The organism is Streptomyces lunalinharesii (assembly GCF_039532155.1).
GTDB classification, from domain to species: Bacteria; Actinomycetota; Actinomycetes; order Streptomycetales; family Streptomycetaceae; genus Streptomyces; species Streptomyces lunalinharesii.
Map to the genome: position 1 here is coordinate 1 of NZ_BAAARK010000064.1, position 21,880 is coordinate 21,880.

At 73.1% G+C, this 21,880-nt stretch carries 17 protein-coding genes; 6 read left to right on the plus strand and 11 right to left on the minus strand.

Annotated elements, in window-relative coordinates; genetic code table 11:
* Positions 1-187 precede the first annotated feature (187 nt).
* Both ABD385_RS39180 and ABD385_RS39185 read right to left on the minus strand, forming a co-directional pair.
* Positions 188-901, minus strand: a complete 714-nt coding sequence (locus tag ABD385_RS39180; RefSeq protein WP_344584792.1) for a phosphatase PAP2 family protein — start codon at positions 899-901, stop codon at positions 188-190.
* A gap of 222 nt (positions 902-1,123) precedes the next feature.
* Positions 1,124-2,128, minus strand: a complete 1,005-nt coding sequence (locus ABD385_RS39185) for a C40 family peptidase (protein ID WP_344584794.1) — start codon at positions 2,126-2,128, stop codon at positions 1,124-1,126.
* Between the two features lie 469 nt (positions 2,129-2,597).
* Here ABD385_RS39185 and ABD385_RS39190 point away from each other — a divergent pair, with 469 nt between their 5' ends.
* The 6 genes from ABD385_RS39190 (at position 2,598) to ABD385_RS39215 (ending at position 10,263) form a co-directional block, all read left to right on the plus strand.
* Positions 2,598-2,906 carry a hypothetical protein gene (locus tag ABD385_RS39190; RefSeq protein ID WP_016575456.1) on the plus strand — a complete coding sequence of 103 codons (309 nt, stop codon included), beginning with the start codon at positions 2,598-2,600 and terminating at the stop codon, positions 2,904-2,906.
* Between the two features lie 574 nt (positions 2,907-3,480).
* Positions 3,481-4,335: a hypothetical protein gene (locus ABD385_RS39195; protein ID WP_344584796.1), complete on the plus strand. Its 855-nt coding sequence runs from the start codon at positions 3,481-3,483 to the stop codon at positions 4,333-4,335.
* Positions 4,325-5,596, plus strand: a complete 1,272-nt coding sequence (locus ABD385_RS39200; RefSeq protein WP_344584798.1) for a hypothetical protein — start codon at positions 4,325-4,327, stop codon at positions 5,594-5,596. Before ABD385_RS39195 ends, ABD385_RS39200 begins: the two co-directional genes overlap by 11 nt.
* The gene (locus ABD385_RS39205) at positions 5,593-7,158 is read left to right on the plus strand and encodes an SCO6880 family protein (RefSeq protein ID WP_344584800.1); all 1,566 of its coding nucleotides are present in this window, start codon (positions 5,593-5,595) and stop codon (positions 7,156-7,158) included. The genes ABD385_RS39200 and ABD385_RS39205 overlap by 4 nt, the downstream gene beginning before the upstream one ends.
* 46 nt (positions 7,159-7,204) lie before the next feature.
* The gene (locus ABD385_RS39210) at positions 7,205-8,653 is read left to right on the plus strand and encodes an ATP-binding protein (protein ID WP_344584824.1); all 1,449 of its coding nucleotides are present in this window, start codon (positions 7,205-7,207) and stop codon (positions 8,651-8,653) included.
* 122 nt (positions 8,654-8,775) lie between these two features.
* Positions 8,776-10,263, plus strand: a complete 1,488-nt coding sequence (locus ABD385_RS39215; RefSeq protein ID WP_344584826.1) for a TraM recognition domain-containing protein — start codon at positions 8,776-8,778, stop codon at positions 10,261-10,263.
* A 17-nt stretch (positions 10,264-10,280) separates the two neighbouring features.
* Here the strand turns inward: ABD385_RS39215 and ABD385_RS39220 are convergent, their stop codons facing one another.
* The 9 genes from ABD385_RS39220 to ABD385_RS39260 form a co-directional block, all read right to left on the minus strand.
* Positions 10,281-11,114, minus strand: coding sequence for a thioesterase II family protein (locus ABD385_RS39220; RefSeq protein ID WP_344584802.1), 834 nt, complete (start codon positions 11,112-11,114; stop codon positions 10,281-10,283).
* On the minus strand, positions 11,104-11,913 hold the full coding sequence (locus ABD385_RS39225; protein ID WP_344584804.1) for an SDR family NAD(P)-dependent oxidoreductase: 810 nt from the start codon (positions 11,911-11,913) through the stop codon (positions 11,104-11,106). Before ABD385_RS39225 ends, ABD385_RS39220 begins: the two co-directional genes overlap by 11 nt.
* 10 nt (positions 11,914-11,923) lie before the next feature.
* Positions 11,924-12,670: a 3-oxoacyl-ACP reductase family protein gene (locus ABD385_RS39230; RefSeq protein ID WP_344584805.1), complete on the minus strand. Its 747-nt coding sequence runs from the start codon at positions 12,668-12,670 to the stop codon at positions 11,924-11,926.
* A gap of 131 nt (positions 12,671-12,801) precedes the next feature.
* A complete protein-coding gene (locus ABD385_RS39235) occupies positions 12,802-15,705 on the minus strand; it encodes an aminotransferase class III-fold pyridoxal phosphate-dependent enzyme (protein ID WP_344584806.1) in 2,904 nt (967 codons plus the stop codon).
* 13 nt (positions 15,706-15,718) lie between these two features.
* Positions 15,719-17,113: a beta-ketoacyl synthase N-terminal-like domain-containing protein gene (locus ABD385_RS39240; protein WP_344584807.1), complete on the minus strand. Its 1,395-nt coding sequence runs from the start codon at positions 17,111-17,113 to the stop codon at positions 15,719-15,721.
* Entirely contained in the window at positions 17,103-18,380 is a 1,278-nt protein-coding gene (locus tag ABD385_RS39245; RefSeq protein WP_344584809.1) for a beta-ketoacyl-[acyl-carrier-protein] synthase family protein, read from the minus strand. The genes ABD385_RS39240 and ABD385_RS39245 overlap by 11 nt, the downstream gene beginning before the upstream one ends.
* Positions 18,377-19,567 carry a beta-ketoacyl synthase N-terminal-like domain-containing protein gene (locus ABD385_RS39250; protein WP_344584810.1) on the minus strand — a complete coding sequence of 397 codons (1,191 nt, stop codon included), beginning with the start codon at positions 19,565-19,567 and terminating at the stop codon, positions 18,377-18,379. Before ABD385_RS39250 ends, ABD385_RS39245 begins: the two co-directional genes overlap by 4 nt.
* Positions 19,564-20,907: a beta-ketoacyl-[acyl-carrier-protein] synthase family protein gene (locus tag ABD385_RS39255; protein ID WP_344584812.1), complete on the minus strand. Its 1,344-nt coding sequence runs from the start codon at positions 20,905-20,907 to the stop codon at positions 19,564-19,566. The genes ABD385_RS39250 and ABD385_RS39255 overlap by 4 nt, the downstream gene beginning before the upstream one ends.
* Before the next feature lie 58 nt (positions 20,908-20,965).
* Positions 20,966-21,544 carry an acyl carrier protein gene (locus ABD385_RS39260; RefSeq protein ID WP_344584813.1) on the minus strand — a complete coding sequence of 193 codons (579 nt, stop codon included), beginning with the start codon at positions 21,542-21,544 and terminating at the stop codon, positions 20,966-20,968.
* Positions 21,545-21,880: the final 336 nt, after the last annotated feature.

Sequence of the window (21,880 nt, forward strand, 5' to 3'; positions counted from 1 at the left end):
CACCCATCTACGGGAGGGGTCGGGTTGGCGGGTGGTGGGGTGCCCGGACGTAAAGCGCAGCAGTCCGGGCACCCCACCACCCGCCAACCCGACACCGCGCCCTACAAGCCCCGCGCAGCGGACCCCGCCCGCCGCAGGCGCAAACACAAAGCCCCACGGCGGGGCAACCGACAACGCGGGACGACCTTCAGGCCGCCAGATCCTTGTCGCGCTCCGCGCGAACCCGAAGCGCCGGCTCCGCCGGCACCACCGGACCAGCCTCCGCACCGCGGCTTCGCTCCGCGCCGCCCCCGGCCCGTACCAGCGGAGCCAGTGGCGAGCGCTCGATCGCCGCCGTCATCGGCACCAGCAGGGCTTGGGCGAGGGGGGCCAGGAGGAGGGCGACGGCCGTGCCGAGGGCGAATCCGCCGATCACGTCGGTCGGGTAGTGGACGCCCATGTAGACCCGGCAGAATCCTTCGAGCAGTGCCAGCCCGATCCCGATCAGGCCGAAGCGGCGGTGCGCGACGAAGAGGCCGACGCCGACGGCCATGGTGAGCGTGGCGTGGTCGCTGACGAACGAGAAGTCGCTCTTGCCGGGGATCAGCACCGTCAGGCCGGCGTGGTCCTTGAACGGTCGCGGGCGCTCGACGAAGCCCCGGATCGGGATGTTGGCGAGCAGTGCCAGCCCGGCGGCGAGCGGCGCCCAGAGCAGTCCGGCGATCGCGGTCGGCCCGTCCGGCCGGCGCCGCGCGGCCCACCAGGCGATCAGACACAGCACTCCGAGGGCGGCGACGATGCCGTACTCGCCGACGAACTCCATCGCGCGGTTCACCCAGTGCGGGGCGTCCTTCGCGAGGCCGTTGATGCCGTCGAGCACGTCGACGTCGGGGTTCGGCCCCTCGAATGCGAGTCCAGCCATCTAACCGTGGCCCCTTATCTTCCGCGCGCCGTGCGAGCGCCGCCTACGTGCTACCAACCCCCGTTGCCGATCTGCGTGGCCGTCGAGCGCGTGCCGCCGCGAGCGTTGCCGTGTCCCCACGCCAGGGGAACGTGCCGCCCGCCCCCGGCGTTCCACCCTCCACGGGATGATCACCAGGACGTTATCGAAGCTTGATGCGTCGCCGCAGTTCAGGACTCATGTTCACCCGCCGATCCCGGTGGGGAGCGCTTTCGCGCCATCCGACGTCACGCGGGTGGCCCCGATGTAGTCCGGCGTGTCGATCTTGTCGAACCGGATCACCGCGCCGGTGTAGGGCGCATTGATCATGTATCCGCCGCCCACGTACATGCCCACGTGGTGGATGGAGCGCGGGTCGTTGAGGTCGTAGGCGAAGAACACCAGGTCACCGGGGAGCAACTCGCTCCGCTTGGGGTGCGGCCCGGCGTTCCACTGGTCGTTGGCCACCCGCGGCAGTTCGATGCCCACCGAGTGGTACGCGGCCTTGGTCAGCCCCGAGCAGTCGAACCGTCCACCCTGGTCGGCCGTGCCGTTGCCGCCCCACAGGTACGGCGTGCCGAGCTTGCCCTGGGCGTAGTAGATGGCGGCCGCGGCCTGCTGGGAGGAGGCCACCGGGCCGACCGGGGCCTCGAAGCTCTTGGCCAGGGTCGTGATCGTCTTCACGTAGTTCTGCGTCTCGCGGTACGGCGGCACGCCGTTGTACTGGATGACCCGGTAGGCGCCGGCGTTGTACGCGGCGAGCATGTTGGCGGTGGCGTTGCCCGCCGCGTCCTTCACGTAGCCCGCCAGTTCGCAGTCGTACGAGGCGGCCGACGGGATCGCGTCCTCCGGGTCCCAGATGTCCTTCTTGCCGTCGCCGTTGCCGTCGATGCCGTGGGTGGCCCACGTTCCCGGGATGAACTGCGCTATCCCGCGGGCGTCCGCGGGGCTCTGGGCGTGCGCGTTCCACCCGCTCTCCTGGTAGAGCTGCGCCGCCAGCAGCGCCGGGTTGATGGCCGGGCAGAGCGTCCCCCACTTCGCCACCAGTGACTGGTACGCGGCCGGCACCGCTCCCTTGGCCAGCCCGACGACCCGGCCCGTGGCCCCCGCCAGCCCGGCCGCCGCCCCATACGTACCGATCACGAGCAGCGCGACCAGGCAGAGCAACAGCCCCACCCCGAGCCCACTGGCCATCCAGAATTTCCGCACCCCACAACCCTCCCCCATTCAGGCCCGGTTCACAGCCCTTTCGCCGGCCACCGCCGCGCGTGGCCTCCGCACCGCGGTGCACGGCCCGGCGCACGGGGCGCTTCGAACGGCGTGCGATTCCCGTCACATCCGTGCGCAGCCGCCCCACAGCCCTCGAAGCGCCGCCTCCGCCGGACCCTTTGAAGCCCCCTCAGTTCCGCGCCCCGGCCCTCGGAGCGCCCCCATCCTCGCGCGCAGCCCACCCGCCACGACAGTCATTGCTCAGCGTTATCGCCCGTGATACACACGGTGAGACAATGGGAGGCGGCGGACGCCGGACGGGGTCGCACGCACGACACCCGCACCAGATCCGTCAAAGAAAGCCGCCAAGTCGACATCTGATGGCGTCTTTGTCAGCGAAGATAGAGACTGGATCCGTGCCGCACCGGGCGGCCCGGCAACTACCCATAAAGGGGCGGTGAGTTCACACATGTTCATTGCAGCCGAAAAGGGCGACATCACCACCATCATCGGCGGAATCGCCCCCGACTGGGGACCGTTCGGCACGCTGGGCAACGAAGCCCGCGTGATGGTCGAAGTCATCATGGCGGTGGCGATTCTGCTCTGCCTCGGCATCGCCATCTGGGGCGCGGCCAAGCAGCGGATCGGCGCGACCGCGCTGCGCGACACCTTCAGCGCCGAGCAGGGCAAGGGCCTGATCGTGGCCGGCCTCACGGGCGTCTTCATCATCGGCTCGCTGGGCACGCTGTTCACCATCGTCTACGGCATGGCCGTCTAGCCGGCCGGCCGCCGCGCACCGGCACCCCGACGGCCCGGCACCCGGCCGCCGGACGGCCCGGGCGCCCCGGCGGGACGGGCACCACCCTCAGCCCTGCCCGCCGCCGCCGGCCAGCACGCCGCGCACGTCGGCACGTACCCGTCCCGTCGCCGCCGCCCGTGCGCCCCCGCCCGGCCCCCCTCCGCCGTCCCGTGCCCTTCCGTACCCCCACATGTCCCACCCCCCGCCCGAGGCCCCATGCTGACGCCCCCTCACCCCGAACCGCGGGGCCCCGGGCCGCGCCGTGCCCACGCCCGTCACCAGCGGGCCGATTGGGGTGCCCGCGTGGCGGGGACAGGTGCTTGCGGAGACAAGCAGGCCGCGGCGGGCGTTCGCCGGACGAGGGGCACAAACCGCCCAGAGTCCCCCATTCGCCTCTGCCGCCCAGCAACTGAGGAACCGTCACGGTGAGATGTACTCGTACCACTTCACCCGAGCCGCCGCCCGCGCAGCTACGGTCATATGAAGGCGGCACACCAACGGCACGGACGGCGAGGGCGGCAACGGCGATGGCGGCAGAGGGGGCACCGGCGCGATGAGTATCGGCGACGACGGAGGCTACGGCGACGGGCGCGGAGCCGGCACGGGCCAGACCAGGACCAGACTCCCCGACGGCGAGACCGATCCGTACGCCGCACCGCGCCGCGCCCGGGCCGGCCTCTCCAGCCGCAACCTCATCACGGTCGTCGGCGTGGTCGTCCTCCTGCTCGCGGCCATCGCCTTCGCGAACCGCGGCGGCAGCGGCAACAGCGAGACGGACACCGGCTCCACCGGCTCCTCCCAGGACCAGGCCGCGGCCCAGCCCACCGCCCCCACCGGCACCAAGCCGGTCGGCGGCAAGACCGGCGGCATCCCCTCCGGCTTCCCGAAGACGGAACAGGGGGCGCAGTCGGCGGCGGCGAACTATGCGGTGGCGCTGGGCAGCGACGGCATGTACAACGCCGCCCGGCGGCAGGAGATCGTCCGGACCGTCTATGCGCCCTCCGTAGCAGCGGCGCGCGAGGGCGAACTCGACAAGACCTACGCGAACCCCTCCTACCTCAAGCAGTTCGGCCTCAAGCCGGACGGCACGGCGCCGGAGGGCATGACGTTCGTCGCGCGCGCCAACCCGGTCGGCACGAAGACCGAAGGATTCAAGGGCGACACGGCCAAGGTCTCGGTCTGGTACTCGGCGCTCTTCGGCCTCGCGGGCGCGAACTCCCAGAAGCCGGTGACGGAGAGTTGGTACACCACCACCTACGACCTGCAGTGGGCCAACGGGAACTGGAAGGTCGTCGACTTCACGCAGAAGAACGGTCCCGCTCCGATCGGGCGCGACCAAGCGGTCGCCTCGGCCGACGACATGACCAAGGCAGTGCAAGGCTACGGAGGTTTCACCTATGCCCGGTAAGCCCAAGCACCGCCGTGTGCCCTCGGTCGTCGCCGCGCTCGCAGCCACGCAAGCCCTCGTCCTCATGCTCGCGACACGTGCCGTGGCCGCGCCACCGAACCCCTGCGCCGGCTTCAGCGGCCCTGCCCTGCAGGACTGCCAGCAGCAGAACCAGGGCGGGGGCGGCTCCCTCCCGGGCAACCCCCTGGACAACAACCCCCTCGACCCCCTCGGTTCGCTTGCGCAGGGGTGTGCCAAGGCTGCCGCGTGGATTGTCGACAAATTGTCGGGGGCGGTGAAGGCCACCTCGCAGGTGGACTTCACCAATGCGGCGTTCCTGCGGCAGTACGCGGTGGTGTTCGCGGCGTCGACCGTGCTGACGCTGGTGCTGTGGCTGCTCGCCGTGGCCAAGCGGGCCGTGCGGGGGGTGCGGCTGACCGAGGCGATCAGCGAGGCGGTCGGGTTCCTCTGGCTGACGGTGCTGGCGTCCGCGTTCACGCCGCTGATCCTGTACACGGTGGTGTCGGCGACCGACGGGGTCACCGAGATCATCGCGAAGGGGACGGGGGCGCAGACCGACACGTTCTTCGGGGCGTTCTCGCAGGCGCTGACCAAGGGGACGGACATCGGCGGCGGCCCGATCATGCTGATCGTGGTGTCGCTGGTGTCGGTGCTGGCCGCCGGTGTGCTGTGGCTGGAGCTGGTGATCCGGGCCGCGCTGCTGTACGTCGGGGCGCTGCTGGGGACCGTGGTGTACGCCGGGCTGGTCGACAAGAACATGTGGGGGCACGTCCGCCGGTGGGCCGGGATCATGATCGCGGTGATCATGGTGAAACCGGTGATCGTGATCGTGTTGGGGATCGCCGGGGCGCTCTCCGGGGACAAGGGGCCGAACGCCTTCTCGGCCGTGGTGTCCGGGCTCGCCATCATCATCCTGGCGATCTTCGCGAGTGCGGTGATCTACCGGTTCGTGCCGGGCTTCGGCGACGAGATGGTGTCGGCGCGGTCCAGCAAGGGCCGGGCCACCGACGGCAGCCAGGCGGCGGCCATGATCTCCTCGCCCGCTGCGCTGGTCTCGCAGGGCATCAAGACGCACAGCGCCCGCCGGTCGGGCGGCGACGGGGGCGGCGCCCAGGGCGGGCAGTCCCGGCCGGCCGACGCGGTGTCCGGCGGCGTCGCCGCGCACGGCTCCCGTTCCGCCTCGACGGCGCCGGCGCCCCGCACGACGCCCGGCACCGGCGGTTCCCGCACCGGCAAGACACCTGGAGGTGAGGGGCGTTGAGCACGCCGTCCCAGCCGATCGCGCCGCGGCGCACGTACCTGATCGGCCGCGCCCGGCCCAACGCCGTCGTCGGCAAGAACCGGGAGACCGGCGAGATCACGCTGATCATCGCCGGCGCGTTCCTCGGGATGATGTGCGGGCTGCTGGTGCCGTCGCTGCCGCTGCGGATCGCCAGCCTGACGGGCTTCCCGATGCTGGGGCTGGCCCTGGTCTACGTGCCCTACAAGGGGCGCACGTACTACAAGTGGTTCGAGATCCGGCGGAGTTTCCGCCGAACCGTACGCAAGGGTGCAGCGGTGTACCGCTCCGGGGCCATGGAGGCCGGCGTACGACTGGACGGGAGAGAAGTGGAGATCGGGCCGCCGCCCGGCATCGGGCGGATCAGTTGGCTGTCGGCGCCGTTCGGGCCGGACGAGATCGCGGTGCTGCTGCACGCCGACCGGCGGACGGTGACCGCGGCGATCGAGATCGAGGGGCCGGGCGTCGGCCTGCGGGACAGCGAGGACCAGGAGGCGCTGGTCGACCGGTTCGGCACGCTGCTCAAGCACGTCGCCAACGGGGACGGGTTCGTGACGCGGCTCCAGATGTTGGCGCGCACCCTGCCCGCCGACCCGGACGCGCACGCCAAGGACGTCGCGCAACGGGGCGACACCGGCTCCCCGCAGTGGTTGCAGGAGTCCTACGACCAGTTGCAGTCGATGGTCTCGACCTCGTCCGAGCAGCACCGGGCCTACCTGGTCGCCTGCATGCACTACACCCGGGAGCTGGCCACCGAGGCGGTCACCATGGCCCGGGCCGCGGACGCCCAGCGCAGCGGCCTGCTGCGCCGGAAGCTGGACCGGGACGCCGGGCTGGCGGTGGTGATGGCCCGTGAGCTGACGGACATCTGCGCGCGGTTGACGGAGGCGGACATCCGGGTGCGCCAGCCCCTCGGGCAGGCCCGCCTGGCGTCGTTGGTGCACTCCATGTACGACCCGGACCACCCGATCGACCACATCCAGGCGATGAGCAAGCGCAACGCCTGGCCGGCCGAGTTGGACGCGACCGAGCCGACCCACCTCCAGGCCAAGACCCGGGAGTCGTCGACCCGGGCGCCCTGGTGCCACGCCACCGCGTGGGTCAAGGAGTGGCCGCTGACCCCGGTGGGCGTCAACTTCCTCGCGCCGCTGCTCGTCCACACCCCGGACGTGATCCGGACCGTCGCGGTCTGCATGGACCTGGAGCCCACCGAGGTGGCCATCGAGCGGATGCTGACGGAGAAGACCAACGACGACGCCGAGGCGAGCCGGGCGGCGAAGATGAACCGGGTGGTGGACCCGCGGGACGTGGCGCACCACGGCCGGGTGGACCAGCGCGGCGAGGACCTGGCGTCCGGTGCGGCCGGGGTCAACCTCGTGGGCTACCTCACCGTCTCGTCGCGCTCCCCCGAGGCGTTGGCCCGCGACAAGCGGACCATCCGCGCCTCGGCGGGGAAGTCCTACCTCAAGCTGGAGTGGTGCGACCGTGAGCACCACCGGGCCTTCGTGAACACCCTGCCGTTCGCGACCGGTATCCGCCGCTAACGCCGCCAACGCCGCTTAAGCCCTGGGAGGCGCGTACGCCATGGCCATGTTCGATCCGCTCGGTGCCCTCACCGAAGCCTTCACCAGCTTCCTGTTCGGGAAGGTGGAGTCGACGCGGCTGCCGGTACGCACCTCCACCGGCCAGGCGCAGGCGGTGTACCTGCCGACGGCGGCGCCCGGGCTCGGCGACTCGGGCGTGATCATCGGGCGGGAGGTGTACTCCGGCAAGGGCTACATCTACGACCCGTTCCAGCTGTACGGGCAGCAGCTGCCGGCGCCGCACTGGCTGGTGCTCGGCGAGTCCGGCAACGGCAAGTCCGCGCTGGAGAAGACCTACGTGCTGCGGCAGCTGCGGTTCCGCGACCGGCAGGTGGTGGTGCTGGACGCGCAGGGCGAGGACGGCGTCGGCGAGTGGAACCTCATCGCCCAGGAGCTGGGGATAACGCCCATCCGGCTGGATCCGACGGCGGCCCTCAACGGCGGCATCCGCCTCAACCCGCTCGACCCCTCGATCACCACCACCGGCCAGCTGGCCCTGCTGCGGACCATCATCGAGGTCGCCATGGGGCACGGCCTGGACGAGCGTTCCGGCTTCGCCCTGAAGGTCGCGCACGCGGCGGTGCTCACCCAGTCCGAGGAGGCCGCGGACGGGACGCGCCCCGGCCGGCAGCCGGTGCTGTCCGACATCGTCGAGCAGTTGCGGCACCCCGAGCCGGCCTCCGCGGAGGCGATGAACGTCGACATAGACGACGTCCGCGCCTGGGGCCTGGACGTGGCGCTGGTGCTGGACCGGCTGGTCGACGGTGACCTGCGCGGGATGTTCGACGGGCCGACCACGGCCGGCATCGACCTGGACGCGCCGCTGATCGTCTTCGACCTCTCGCACATCGACCGGAACTCCATCGCGATGCCGATCCTGATGGCGATCGTGGGGGTGTGGCTGGAGCACACCTGGATCCGGCCCGACCGGAAGAAGCGGATCTTCCTGGTCGAGGAGGCCTGGCACATCATCAACTCGCCGTTCGTGGCGCAGCTCTTCCAGCGGCTGCTGAAGTTCGGCCGCCGCCTCGGCCTGTCGTTCGTGGCCGTCGTGCACCACCTGAGCGACGTGGTCGACGGCGCGGCGGCGCGGGAGGCCGCGGCGATCCTCAAGATGGCGTCCACCCGGACCATCTACGCCCAGAAGGCCGACGAGGCCCGGGCCACCGGTCGGGTGCTCGGGCTGCCGCGCTGGGCGGTGGAGATCATCCCGACCCTGACGCCGGGCATCGCCGTCTGGGACGTCAACGGCAACGTGCAGGTCGTCAAGCACCTGATCACGGAGGCCGAGCGGCCGCTGGTCTACACCGACCGGGCGATGACCGAGTCGTCCCCGCTGCCGACGGACGAGGCCCGGTCGCTGGCGCTGGCGGCGGACGCCGAGGCCGAGGCACGCGCCGAGGCCATCGCACTGGAACGGCAGTTGCGCAACGAGTCGAGCGAGACGGTGGCGTGAGGCACGGATACGACGAGGGCGGCCGCGGCGACGGGCGCGGCGACGACCGGTACGAGGGCCGGTACGAGGGTCGGGGTGCCGAGGGGCGCTACGCCCCGGGCGGCCGGCCCCGCGGGCGGGGCGTGCCCGACGCACTGCTGGTCGGGCTGATCGGGTTCCTGCTCGGGCTGACCCTGGTGGTGTGGACGGCGACCGGCCTGGCCGGGCTGCTCACGCACGGCGGCTGGCCGTCGGGGGTGACGTACACCGGGACGCCGCTCGCGCTGCGGCACCTGATCACCGCGCCGCACGACGTCGCGGCGGCCTGGCCGGGCACCCCGAAGGGCGAGCTGTCGGGCTACGGGCTGTTCTGGGGGCTGTTCGTCGGCGAGCTGATGGTGCTGGTGGTGCTGGCGGTCTTCGCGCTGGGCACCCTCACGCGGTACCGGGCGGTCCGGGCGGCGCGGCGGGCCCAGCGGCGGGCGCCGGTCGACGGGGCGGGCCGCCCCGGGCCGGTCGGGCCCGCGGGGGCGGAGACCGCCGCGCCCGTAGCGGCCCCGGTGCCCGCGGCGGCACCGGCCGTCCCCCAGGTGCCGGTCGCACAACCGCCGGCCGGCGGCCCGCTCCCCGAGCCGCGCAGCACCGCCCCCGCCGCCGTCCCTGTGGTCATGGCCGCCCCGGCCGGCGCGTCGGAACCGACGCTCCCGCGCGTCGAGTTCGCCAGCGAGCGGGCCGTCACCCGGGCCGCGGCACTGGCCGCCGCCACCGCCGCCCCGGGCCCGCTGGTCCTCGCCACCACCGATCCCGCGCTCTGGGCCGAGACCAAGGACGCCCGCGCCAAGCTGGGCCCGGTACTGACCTACGACCCCATGCACCGCCTCGACACCCCGGCCCGGCTGCGCTGGTCGCCCACCGCGGGCTGCGAGGAGATCGGCACCGCCGCCGCCCGGGCGGTCGCGCTGCTGGCCCCGGTCCGGCCGGCCAGCGCCCTGGACTCGGCCGTCGCGGACGCCGCGCAGACCCTGCTGCGCTGTTGGCTGCACGCCGCCGCGCTGGACGGCCGTCCGTTCCGCCAGCTGCACCGCTGGGCGCACGCCGCGGGCGGTGCCCAGGAACCGGTCCGCATCCTGCGCACCGACGCCAAGGCGTCCGCCGGTCAGGCCGGCGAGCTGGAGTCGGTGCTCACCGCGCACGCCGAACGGCGGGAAATGGCCAAGGAGTTGGTGGGCCGGGCGCTGTCCGCGCTCTCCTCGGTCCATCTCCGCGACGCCAGCAATCCGCTGCGATCGGATGCCCTCGTTCTCGAATCTTTCGTCGCCGAGGGGGGAACGCTGTACCTGGTGGGCGAGTCCATCGAGGACCCGCGCACCGATCCGGGTGCGATGCCGCTGCTCACCGCACTCCTCTCGCACGTGGTCGAGCACGGCCGCCGCATGGCCGAACGGTCATCCGCCGGTCGGCTCGACCCACCACTCACCCTCGTCCTGGACGACGTCGCGGCGCTCGCCCCGCTGCCCGCGCTGCCGGTCCTGCTGCAAACGGGCCGGGAGCGCGGCCTGTTGACGTTGGCCACCATGCGCTCCCGGGAGCAGGCCCGGGCCCGCTGGCCGCAGGACTTCGCCCCGGCCTGACGCGGCCCGCCGGGGCGCTACCCGACCGCCACCGCCACCGGGCGCGGCGGCGCCGAGACCAGGTGGTCCGCCAGCTGGGCCCAGTGCCCGGTCAGGTAGAAGTGGTCGCCGGGGAGGACCCGCAGCCGGAAGCCGGCGCTGGTGCGCGTCTGCCAGGCCGCCGCGTCCGCGACGGTGACCAGCGGGTCCCGGTCGCCGGTCAGGGCGGTGACCGGGGTGGCCAGCGGCGGCCCGGGCCGGTGCCGGTAGGTCTCCATGGCCTTGTAGTCGCTGCGGACCACCGGCAGCGCCATGGCCAGCACGTCCCGGTTGTCCAGCAGCCGCTGGTCGGTGCCCCGGGTCCGCCGGATCTCGTCGATCAGCCCGTCGTCGTCCCGCAGGTGCACGGTGCCGCCGGGGACCCGGGACGGCGCCCAGGCGCCGGAGACGATCAGGTGTGCCGGGGCGAGGCCGTCGCGCTCCAGGAGCCGGGCCACCTCGTACGCCACCAGGGCGCCCATGCTGTGCCCCAACAGGACGAGCGGCCGGTCGGTCAGCGCCGTCAGGGCCCGGTGCGCGCCGGCCGCCAGCGTCGCCAGGTCCTCGACGCGGGCCTCCCGGATCCGGTCGTTGCGGCCCGGGTACTGGACCGCCAGCACCTCGTGGGGGCGGCCGCCGACGGTGCGGGCGGCGACGGCGGTGGCGAGCGGCCGGTAGGTGCCGGCGCCGCCGCCCGCGTGCGGGAAGCAGACCACCCGGGCGGTGCCGGCCGTCGACTGCGCCGGCGCCGGGCGCAGCCGCCGCAGCCACGGGTCGGCGGCGGGCGCCGACCGGGGGCGCGGGAGGGTGGCCGTGGGGGCGTCACATGCCACGGGTGTAGCCCCCGTCGACCGTGAGGGACTGGGCCGTGATGGCGGCCGCCCGGTCCGACGCCAGGAAGCCGATCAACTCGGCGGCCTCCCGCGCCTCGACCAGCCGCCGCAGCGGGATGGACTTGCGCGCCTGGCGCAGCATCCGCGCCGGGTCGGCGCCGATCTCCGCCGCGGAGGCGGCGAGTTCGCGGCGCAGCATCGGGGTGTCGATCCAGCCCGGCAGCACGGCGTTGACGGTGATGCCGCGGGCCGCCAGGTCCAGGGCGAGGCCCTTGGTGTAGCCGATCAGGCCGTGCTTGGAGGCGCAGTAGGCGGTGTTCCGCATCTTGCCGGCCTTGCCGAGGATCGACGAGACGTTGACGATCCGGCCCCCGTCGACGAGGTGCTCCAGGCAAGTGGCGGTGACCGCGAAGGTGCCGTGCAGGTTGACGTCCAGCACCCGCAGCCAGGTCTCCTCGTCGTCCGGGCCGTTCTCGTCGGCGACGCCGGCGTTGTTCACCAGGACGTGCAGCGGTCCGGCGGCGCGCAGCGCGGTGCGCAGTGCGCCGCGCACCGCCGCCCGCTCCCGCAGGTCCACGGCGAGCGGGGTGACCTGCGCGCCCAGCTCCTGCACTTCCTTGGCGACGGTGGCCAGTTGGTCGGCGTCGCGGTCGAGCAGGAGCAGTCGGGCGGCGCCGGACTCGGCCAGCAGCAGCGCCACTTCGCGGCCGATGCCTTGGGCGGCGCCGGTGACGACGGCGGTCCGGCCGGCCAGTTCGCCCGCCGCGGGGCCCGTCACGGGGGTGTCGAGTGCGTTCATGTCGGGCCCCTCACGCCATCTTCAGTCCGCCGTCGACGTGCAGTACCTCGCCCGTGGTGTAGGTGTTGCGCGGGCTGGCGAGGTACGTCACGGCGTCGGCGATCGTCTCGGGTTCGGCGTACTTCTTCAGCAGCAGCCGGCTCATGATCTCGTCCTCGCCGTGGGCGCGGATGGTGTCGGTCATGTCGGTGTTGATCACGCCGGGGGCGACCGCGTTGACGAGGATGTGCCGGGAGGCCAGTTCGACCGCCATCGCCTTGGTGAAGGACTCCAGTCCGCCCTTGGCCGCCGCGTAGTTGGCCTGGCCGCGGCCCGGCTTGGAGGCGGCGGACGAGGAGATGTTGACGATCCGCCCGTAGCGCTGGCGCAGCATCGCGGGGGCCACCGCCTGGACGGTGAGCATCGGCGCGACGAGGTTGGTGCGCAGCACGTCCTCGATGTCCGCGAGGCTCTGGTTGACCAGCAGTTCGTCGCGGGTGATGCCGGCGTTGTTCACCAGGACGTCGATCCGTCCGAAGGAGGCGCGGACGCCGGTGACCACCGTGTGCGGCACCTCGGGGTCGGACAGGTCGCCCTGGAACAGCTCGACCTTGCGGCCCAGCTTCGTGATCTGTTCGGCGACCTGCTCCGCCTCCGCGGTGGCGGAGCGGTAGTTGAGGGCGATGTCGCAGCCCGCTTCGGCCAGCTTGACGGCGATGGCGCGGCCGATGCCCCGGCTGCCGCCGGTCACCAGGGCCACCTGGCCTGCGAATTCCATGAGCTGACGGGTCCTTTCGAGGGAGGGAGGTCGGGGCGTGGGCCCCTCGGGCCGGGCGCCGCGCGCGGCGGACGTCCGCGGCGGGTCGGGTGCGGCGCCCGGGGGCGGCCCCAGCGGTGGCCGGGGCGGGCTCACACCGAGTGCGCGCTCTTGTAGTCGGCGAGCCGCAGCCCGTGCGCGTCGGCCAGGGCGGCGATGTCGAGGACCTGCTGGCGGCTGATGTTCCCGTAGGAGTAGTGCCGGTCGATGCCGGCCAGGCCCATCAGCGCGGTCTCGGCCATGCAGGCGAAGAGCTGGCCGGCCTCCAGGAAGGCCCGCGCCGAGGGGTGCAGGCTCTCGCCGTGCGGCGTGGCGACGATGCCGCCGAGCATGTACGCCAGGTCCGGGCGCTGCACGGTCAGGTCCGGCACCGCGTTGTTGGGGACCGCGATGTCGCAGACCACCGCGTCCGGCGCGAAGTGCTCGCCGGTCAGGAACGGTTCGGGGCTGTTGGAGGCGCACAGCACCAGCTGCGCCTCGCGGAGCGCGTCGCCGTCCTGGGTGACGGTCAGGAACGGGTCCTGGCCGTAACGCTCCTCCAGGTGGGCGGCGATGGCCTTGCCGCGGTCGGTGGCGTCCGCGGTCGGGTCGTCGGCCAGCCACTTGACGATCAGCGGTTCCTCGGCCAGCCGGGCCGGGATGCCGGTCAGTTCGCCGCCGGCCGCGATCCGCGCCCAGCACTCCTGGTAGATGCCGTGCACGGCGCTGCGCAGCCGGCGGGCCGAACCGTCCCGGCGGCTGCCGACCAGCACGATCTTGCTGAGCTTCTCGGCGAACAGCTGGCTGTAGACGGAGGCGATGTTGCCGGCCGCGCCGACCACCGCCAGCGTGGCGTCGGCGACCGCGAAGCCGCGGTCGCGCGCGCCGCGTTCCATGGCCCGTACGCCCATCGCGACGGTCAGCGCGTTGCCGGAGGTCAGCGCGATGCCGGGGACGTTGAGCGAGGTGCAGTTGTGGGTGACGATCGAGGTGTACATGCCGAGCCCGGCGACCTCGCAGCCGTCCTCGCGGGCCGCCTGCACCCGCTCCTCGACGTCCGCCCGGATGCCGGCGACGTCCCCGGACGCCAGGTAGCCGCCCATCTGCTCGGAGCCGACCATCAGCGGGTAGAGGGCGAACTCCACGGCGCTGCCCAGCGGCGAGTCGATCCGTACGCCCGGGTAGGGCGCCGCCTTCTTCACCGGGTCCATGCCCAGTACGAAGGCGCGCAGCGCGGCGTCGCTGAAGTCGGCCAGCGCCGGGTCCACCTGCCGCAGGTGGGCCGGGGTGATCAGGTGGTTGACGAACGCCACCTTGCGGACCGGGCCGGTGACCGGGCGCGGTTCGCCCTGGTCGTAGCCCTCGACGGCGCCGCGGAAGTCGCGGATCTCGGCCCGCGGCTTGGGGATCGTCCGGTCGCTGGCCGGGTGGACCAGGTGCAGGGTGTCCTCGTAGCGCAGGATGCGGCAGAGCCGGTCGAGGGCGCCGCGCAGCCGCTCGATCTCCTCGTCGGTGAGGAACACGGACGGCTGGATGCGCAGCACGTTGCCGGCGCTGCCGGTCGGCGCGATCCGGATCCGCTCCTGGCGCAGCAGGTAGCCGGAGAGGAGGTAGCCCAGCGCCCCGGTGTAGGCGCTGCCGCGCAGCACCATGGAGCGGGCCTCGCCCTGGTCGCGCAGTTGGACGCCGAGGAACAGGCCCTTGCCGCGGATGTCCTCGATGACGTCCGGGTAGGCCGACTTGAGGTCGGCCAGCATCTCGACCAGCCGCTCGCCGCGCTCGGTGACCTGCCGGTACGCCTCGCCGTCCGCGTCCTGAAGCATCTCGACGACCTTGCGGGCGATGGACGAGGAGAAGTCGTCCATGGCGAACGTCGAGCTGTGGATCAGGTCGAACTCGCCCTGGTACAGCGAGCGGCGGACCAGCATCGCGGAGACCTTGGCCAGGCCACCGCCGAGCGACTTCGACAGCGTGTAGTAGTCGCCGCGCAGGCCGATCAGCGAGCTGGCCAGGAAGGCGCCGCAGCGGCCCATGCCGCTCTGCACCTCGTCGATGATCAGGGCGGTGCCGACCTTGTTGCAGAACAGCCGGATGGCGCGGCCCTGTTCGGCGGTGAGCGCGTGGATGCCGCCCTCGCCCTGCACCGGCTCGACCATGAAGGCGGTGATGGCCGGGAAGTCCCGTTCGACGATCCGCACCCGGCCGTCGGCCAGTTCGGCGTCGAGCAGCACCACCCGCTCGTCCTCGGCGATCCGGTCCAGCAGCTCCGGCTGGTCCATGGGGACGAAGCGGACCCGCGTGCCCAGGTTCTGGAAGGGGGTGCGGAAGCCGGCGTTGTAGGTGAGCTGGACGCTGCCGACGAGCTTGCCGTGGAAGGACCGCTCCAGGGCCAGGAAGAGCGGCTTGGTGGCCAGTGCCGCCGCGTTGTGCGCGCCGATCGCGGCCAGCAGGCCGTCGATGCCGGCGGCCGGGTCGACCTGCCCCTGGAGGGCGGGTAGTTGATGGGCGCCGGGGTCGACGGTGGCCGCGCCGCGGCGGACCGCTTCCCGGGCCGCCTGAAGGTGCGCGGCGGCCTCCTCGGCCAGCGCCGCCGCCTTGGTCACCCGGACCAGCTCGGCGTGCTTGACGGCCGCCTCGACGGCCTCGGCGCCGCTGTTGCCGAAGGTGGCCAGGTACGGCTCCTTGATGCCGGTCTCCCGGCGGACGACGTCGCTGAGCGCGGCGCCGAGCCGGCCGGCCTCGCCGCGCAGCGAGAACTGGGCGTGCACGGCCCGGTTCTGGTCCAGCAGCTCCTTGGCGTGCGCGACGATCTCCGGATGGTTGTGGCCGAAGATCAGCGAACCGTAGCCGCCCATCAGGTCCAGGACCGGCACCAACTCGCCCTGCTCGTCGCGGTGGTAGAGGGTGTTGCCCTCGGCCCGCTCGTACTCGACGTCCAGTCCCAGGGCGGTGAGCACCCGGCCCATCTGGGGCTGTACGAATGCGGTGAAGGGGGACGTAACTGACGCAGCTGACATGGCTGGTGGTCTCCTAGGCGAGGTGCGGCCGCTTGGCGAGCAGTGCTCCCGCGAACCCGTTGAAACTGCTGTGCAGGCTGAGGACGGAGTCGATGCGCCGCTTGCGGGCCGACCCGGTGACGAAGTCGGTGCCGTCGTCCGGCGGGGTCGAAAGGTGCGCGATCGGCGGCAGCTCCCCAGAAGCGAACAGGCTGGGGGCCAGGGCCAGTTCGGCCAGCGGGCCGGCGGCCCCCAGGGTGCCGGTGACCGGCCGCACGGAGCTGACCGGCACGCCGCTGTCCTTCAGCAGCGCGCGCAGCAGCTCGGCCTCGGCGGCGTCGTGCTGGACGGTGCCCTTGCCGTCGGCCAGGACGGCGCCGAGGGTGTCCGGCGTCACCCCGTGCGCGGCCATCAGGCCGCGGGCGCTCTCGGCCAGCGCGGCCGGGCCGACGCCGCTGTCCACGGCGGGCCGCAGCGCCGCGCCCAGCACCTCCACCAGCGGCCGGGCGCCGCGCGCCGCGGCGTCCCCGGCCCGCTCCAGGACCAGCGCCACCGCGCCCTCGGCGAGCACCGTGCCGTCCCGTTCGGCGTCGAAGCTGCGCAGCGAGGCGGTGCCGCGACCGCCGGCGGTGAGGTGGCCGGCGCGGTACTGCGCGGCCAGCTTCAGCGGCTCGTTGTAGCTGCCGGCGCCGACGACCAGCGCGGTGTCGCAGGCGCCCTGGCGGAGGCTGAACGCGGCCCGCTGGAGGGCGCCCAGCGAGGCCCCGGCGTCCTGCACGAACGCCGCGCAGTCGCCGCGGAACCGCTCGGCGATGCTGACCAGCGCCAGGGTGTTGTTGTTGAGCGCCCGGATGACGGTGAACGGGTTGAAGGTCGCGGCGTTGCCGAACGCCTCCGCCACCACCCGCGTGAGGTCCGCGCCGACCTGCGGCGAGGTGTCGGTGCGGGCCCGGTCGAGGGCCTTGTGGAAGGCGGCCACGCTCAGTTCGGTGGAGTCGTCCTGCGCGACGTAGAGGCCGCGCCGCTCCTCGGGGATGGCCTGCCAGCTCTCGCCGGCCTGCCGCATGGCGTCCTCGGCGGCCAGCACCGCGTTGAAGGTGAACCCGGTGCCGAACTTGCGCAGCTTGTGGGGGACGCTGTCGCGGCTGGCCTGCTGGAGTTCGGCGGGCACGTGCCCGAAGTGGGTGATCTTCGTCGTCCGGACGTAGGGGTCCTGGTAGGGCGTGAGCGCGGGGCGCGCCTCGCGCCAGGCCGTCCACAGGGCCTCGGGCCCGCGCCCGGTGGGCAGCACGGCGCCGATGCCGGTGACGACGATCGCGTCGGGGTCGAAGCCCGGGTCGGGGGCCGGGCCGAAACCGGCGCCGTCGACGCCGGGAAGGAGGTCGTCGCGCACCGCGGTGTCGGTGCTCGAAACGATGTCAGTGCTCATAACCACGCACCACCAGACTGGCGTTGAGTCCGCCGAAGCCGAAGGAATTGCTCACAGCCACCGACACCTCCTGGTAGCGCGCCTTCTCGGGCACGTAGTCCAGGTCGCAGGCCGGATCCGGGTTCTCCAGATTCAGCGTCGGCGGCACGATGCCGTCCCGTACGGACAGCACGGTGGCGATCAGCTCGGGCGCGCCGGCGGCGGCGATCAGGTGCCCGAGCATCGTCTTGTTGGCGGTGACCGCCAGCTTCCGGTAGTGCTCGCCGGCCGCGAACACGTCCTTGATCGCCCGGGTCTCGATCGGGTCGTTGAGGGGGGTGGAGGTGCCGTGCGCGTTGATGGAGTCCACTGCGTCCGGCGCCACCTGGCCGTCCGCCAGCGCCCGGCTCATCGCCAGTGCGGCGCCGCGCCCCTCCGGGTGCGGGGCGGTGACCTGGTGGGCGTCCAACGAGCTGCCAAAACCCGCCAGTTCGGCGTAGACGGTCGCGCCGCGCCGCCGGGCGCTCTCCTCGCTCTCCAGCACCACCATGGCCGCGCCCTCGGCGGCCACCAGCCCGCTGCGGTCCCGGTCGAAGGCCCGGCACAGCCGGTCCCCGAACAGCTCGGACGTGGACGGCGCGCCGAGCAGGTGCAGCCCGGTCATGGTCGGCAGGTTGAGCACCGAGTCGGCACCGCCCACCACCATCGCGTCCACCTCCCCGCGGCGGATCATCCGCAAGCCGTGGCCGATGGCGTGGGTGGCCCCGGCGCAGGCGGTGGAGAAGTTCAGCGCCGGGCCGCGCAGCCGGTGCCGGGCCGCGATCCCGGCGGCCAGCGCGTCGTTGGTGCAGAACAGGCCGCTGGAACGGTCCAGTTGGTCGCGCCGCCCGAAGAGCGTCTGCCAGCTGGGTCGACCGTCCTCGCCGATCGCGTGCAGCAGCTCGTAGGGGTCCCGCTCCGGCACGCCCGAGCCGACCGCGGTGCCGATCCGGCCGACCGCACCCGGCCCGTCGATGCCGGCGTCGGCCAGCGCCTGCGCGGCGGCCGCCAGCCCGAACCGGGTGCGCCGCTCCAGCGGCCGGTCCGGGTCCGCCTCGGCGCCGTGCCGCGCGGCGAACGCGGCGTCGTCGACCGGCGCGGCGTAGCGCACCGGGAAGTCCGCCACGCCGGGCAACTGCCAGGCACGGATCGCCGATCGGCCCGCGGTCAGGCCCTCCCACATGGTCTGCCAGTCGAGCCCCAGTCCGCAGACGGCGCCCAGTCCGGTCACCACGACCCGGCGGCTCATTTCTCGGCTCCTTCCAGTACGACGGCGCACACCTGGCCGCGTGCGCCGCAGGCCAGCACCAGGGCGCGCGGGGCGGGCAGCGCCTCCTCGCGCACCGCGTCGCCGTCGGCGACCAACCGCCGCCCGGACGCCAGGCCGTGCAGCGCCAACAGCGCGTGCGCCAACGGGTGGGCGGGCCCCAGCACGCCGGTGGCCCGCTCGCAGGTGAAGTGCGCCGGCCGCTGCGCGGCGCCCGCGAAGACCCGGTCCAGCGCGGCGCTCTGGGCCCGTGCGCCGTCCACCGTCCAGGCGGCGTCGGGCAGCACCCAGCCGATCCCGTCGGCGTCCGTGCCGGCCGTCTCCAGGGCCGCGTGGACGGCCTCCGCGATCGCCTCGCTCCGGTCCTCGGCACCGGCGCCGAAGGCCCGGCCGTAGCCGGCCAGCCGCGCCCCGGAAGCACCGGAAGCCCCGGAGGCGACCGCGGAACCGGTGGCGGCGCCGGCCGGCTCGGCGAGCAGGAAGGCCGCGCCCTCCCCGGGCACCGCCCCGTTCCACCCCAGCTCCTCGTACTGCGCGAAGAGCAGCGGATGCACCTTGGGGCTCACCGCCCCGACCAGCGCCGCCGCGTTCTCGCCCTCGGCGACCGACAGCGCACCGTCGATCAGCGCCGTCAGGCCGGCGTCGGAGAACGGCGCGTACGCGGCCATCGCCCCGGTCAGCCCGAAGACCGCCGAGACGTGTGCCGCCGCGGTGCTGTTCAGGTGCGACAGCCCGCTGAACGGCGGGACCTCCCGGCCGTAGAGCGCGGCGACGTCGCCGGGCGAGCCGGCCACCGCGTGCAGCCGGTCCAGGGCGCCGAACCGCAGCAACTCCTCGTCCACCGTGGGCAGTCCCAGGTAGAGCCCCCAGCCGGGGCCGCCCACCGGGCCGCGCTCCGCCGCACCGGCCAGGGCCAGCCGCGCCCCGTAGAGCGCCATCCGGGCCTGCTTCTCCGAGGTGCGCAGCACCCTGCGGTGCACCCCGAGGGTGGCCGCGTCGAGGTCGTCCACCAGGAAGGCGGTGTCGAACTCGGGCCACGGGCCGGCCAGCGCCTCGGTCGGCCGGCGGGTGTCCTTGCCGGCGAGGAGGGTCTCCCACAGGTCGCCCGGGTCGGTGCCGGCCGCGGTGTAGAGGCCGGGCGCGGTCAGTCGCACGTCGCGCGTCGTCATGACCGCGGACCCCCGGCCCCGGCCAGGATCAGCGAGCAGTTCTGCCCGCCGAAGCCGAAGGAGTTGGACAGCACCGCGGTGACCCGCGCCGGACGCCGCTCGGTGACCACGTCCAGGCCGCTGGTGACCTCGTCGGGTTCGGTGAAGTTGAGCGTCGGCAGCAGGGTCTGCCGCTGGAGGCTGAGCACCGACAGCACCGCCTCGGCCGCCCCGCTGTTCGCCAGCGAGTGGCCCATGGCGGACTTGTTGCCGGTGATCGGCAGCTGGGCCGCGCGCGCCCCGAAGACGGTGTGCAGGGCCGCCGCCTCGCAGGTGTCGTTGGCCTCGGTCGAGGTGCCGTGCGCGTTGACGTGGTCGATGTCCTCCGGGGCGAGCCCGGCGTCGGTGAGCGCGGCCCGCATGCACTGCGCGTAGTCCGAGCCGTCCCGCGAGCTGGACGTCATCTTGACCGCCTCGGTCACCCCGGCGTACCCGGCGACCGTGGCCAGGATGCGGGCGCCGCGCGCCTCGGCGTGCGCCCGGGTCTCCAGGACGAGGAAGGCCGCGCCGTCCCCGATGACGAAGCCGGAGCGGTCCTTGTCGAAGGGGCGGCTGATCTGCGCCGGGTCCCGCCCGTCGGCCGGGGCGAGCGCGCCCACCCCGTAGAAGGCGGTGACGGAGGTGAGCGTGGTGAGGCTCTCGGCGCCGCCGGCGAGCGCCACGTCGAGGGTGCCGCTGCGGAGGTAGCGGTAGGCGCTGCCGATCGCCATGCCGCCCGCGGCGCAGGCGTCGGCGTGGGTCTCCAGGACGCCGGCGGCACCGAAGTAGTCGGCGAGCGCGGCGGTGGCGGAGTCCGGCTGGATCTTCTGGTAGCGCTGCGGGTCGAGCCCGCCGGCGGCGTCGGGCGCTGCCGTGTCGAGCCGTTCCAGGTAGCCGTCCAGGTCCAGTGCGCCGGCCTCGTGGTCCACGTGGTCGGCGAGCGCGGTCAGTTCGGCCGGCTCCATGACCATGCGGTTGCAGGCGAGGAAGACGCCGCCGCGCTCGGAGTCCAGCCGCCGCGGCAGTCCGCTGCGCTGCCAGGCCTGGGCGGCGGCGTGCCAGGCGAGGACGCCGGCCGACCCCAGCGGCCCGGCCTCCTCGGGCACCGCGTCCGCGAGCTGCTGCCGTACCTCGGGGTCGACGTGCGCCGAGACGGCACAGGGGACGCCCCACTCCTTGTGGAGGGGGTGCTCGGTGATGAGCGTGCGTCCTTCCGCGAGGTGGTCGAACAGCGCCTCCGGGTCCGTCAGTTGCCCGGCGACCAGGCCGATCCCGGTCACCACGACCTCGTGTTCGGCCCCGTTGGGTATGTGGGGTGTCACTTGCTTTCCTTTCGCACGACTCGTACGAGCGACGCCTGCCGCACCGGCCCCTGGGCGGTCAGCCGACGGGCTGGGCGTGCCCGATGGCGACGAGCGCCGCACGGACGCCCTCGGCCATCACCTCGTCGCCGGTGGACGCCTCCAGTGCGGCACCGCAGCCGGCGCAGATCGCCTTGCCGGACGCGGCCAGTTCGGCCTTGTCGGCGCCGCACTCGGTGCAGGTCTCGGGCAGGTGGTCGAAGAGGGCGTGGGTGAAGGAGGCCCAGTGCGCGCTGGTGGCGGCCGCGGCGACCTCGTAGGGCCGCTGGCCGGCGTGGACCTGCTCCGCGGAGTAGCCGAACGCGCTGCGGCGCAGCACCTCGGCGGCCAGTTCGGTGATGCCGCCGCGCTCGTCGTAGAGCTGCTCGGAGCCGCCGAGGACGGTGGCGAGCTGGTCCAGGACGTTCGACTTCGGCAGCGCCACGCCGAGCTTGGTCTCCATTTCGAAGCGGAATTCGACCAGGTCCAGGGATTCCGCGCCGAGGTCGGCGACGAGGGTGGCGTCCGGGGTGACCTCGTCCGCGCCGGTGCCCAGGACCTGGGCCAGGCCGTCCCGCACGATGTCCTGGATCTGCTCGGCCTCGTAGGGGTTCTGCATGTTTCTCTCCTCGTTTTTGAGCACTCTGAACACCGCCGTCGACCAGCCAGGGAAAATTCCGGAAAACGGCAGCGGAAATTACCTGTAGGTACGTTTCCGACCCGCTCGCACCGGCTCCGAAAGGACGCGGGACGGCATGCTTACGCGATGCCGAAAATCCGGTCCGGAAACCTTTTGTGAAGTCGTTCAGAATTCCCGGTGACGACCGCAACAATCGGCTGCCGCTCGGCGAAGGGTGTGATTGGATTGCCCGCCCATGACATGACAAGCCACCGCAGGAGCGGCCCACTCAGTCCGCGAGCACAAGAGAAAGGGAATGCTTCCGGATCTCAGGAA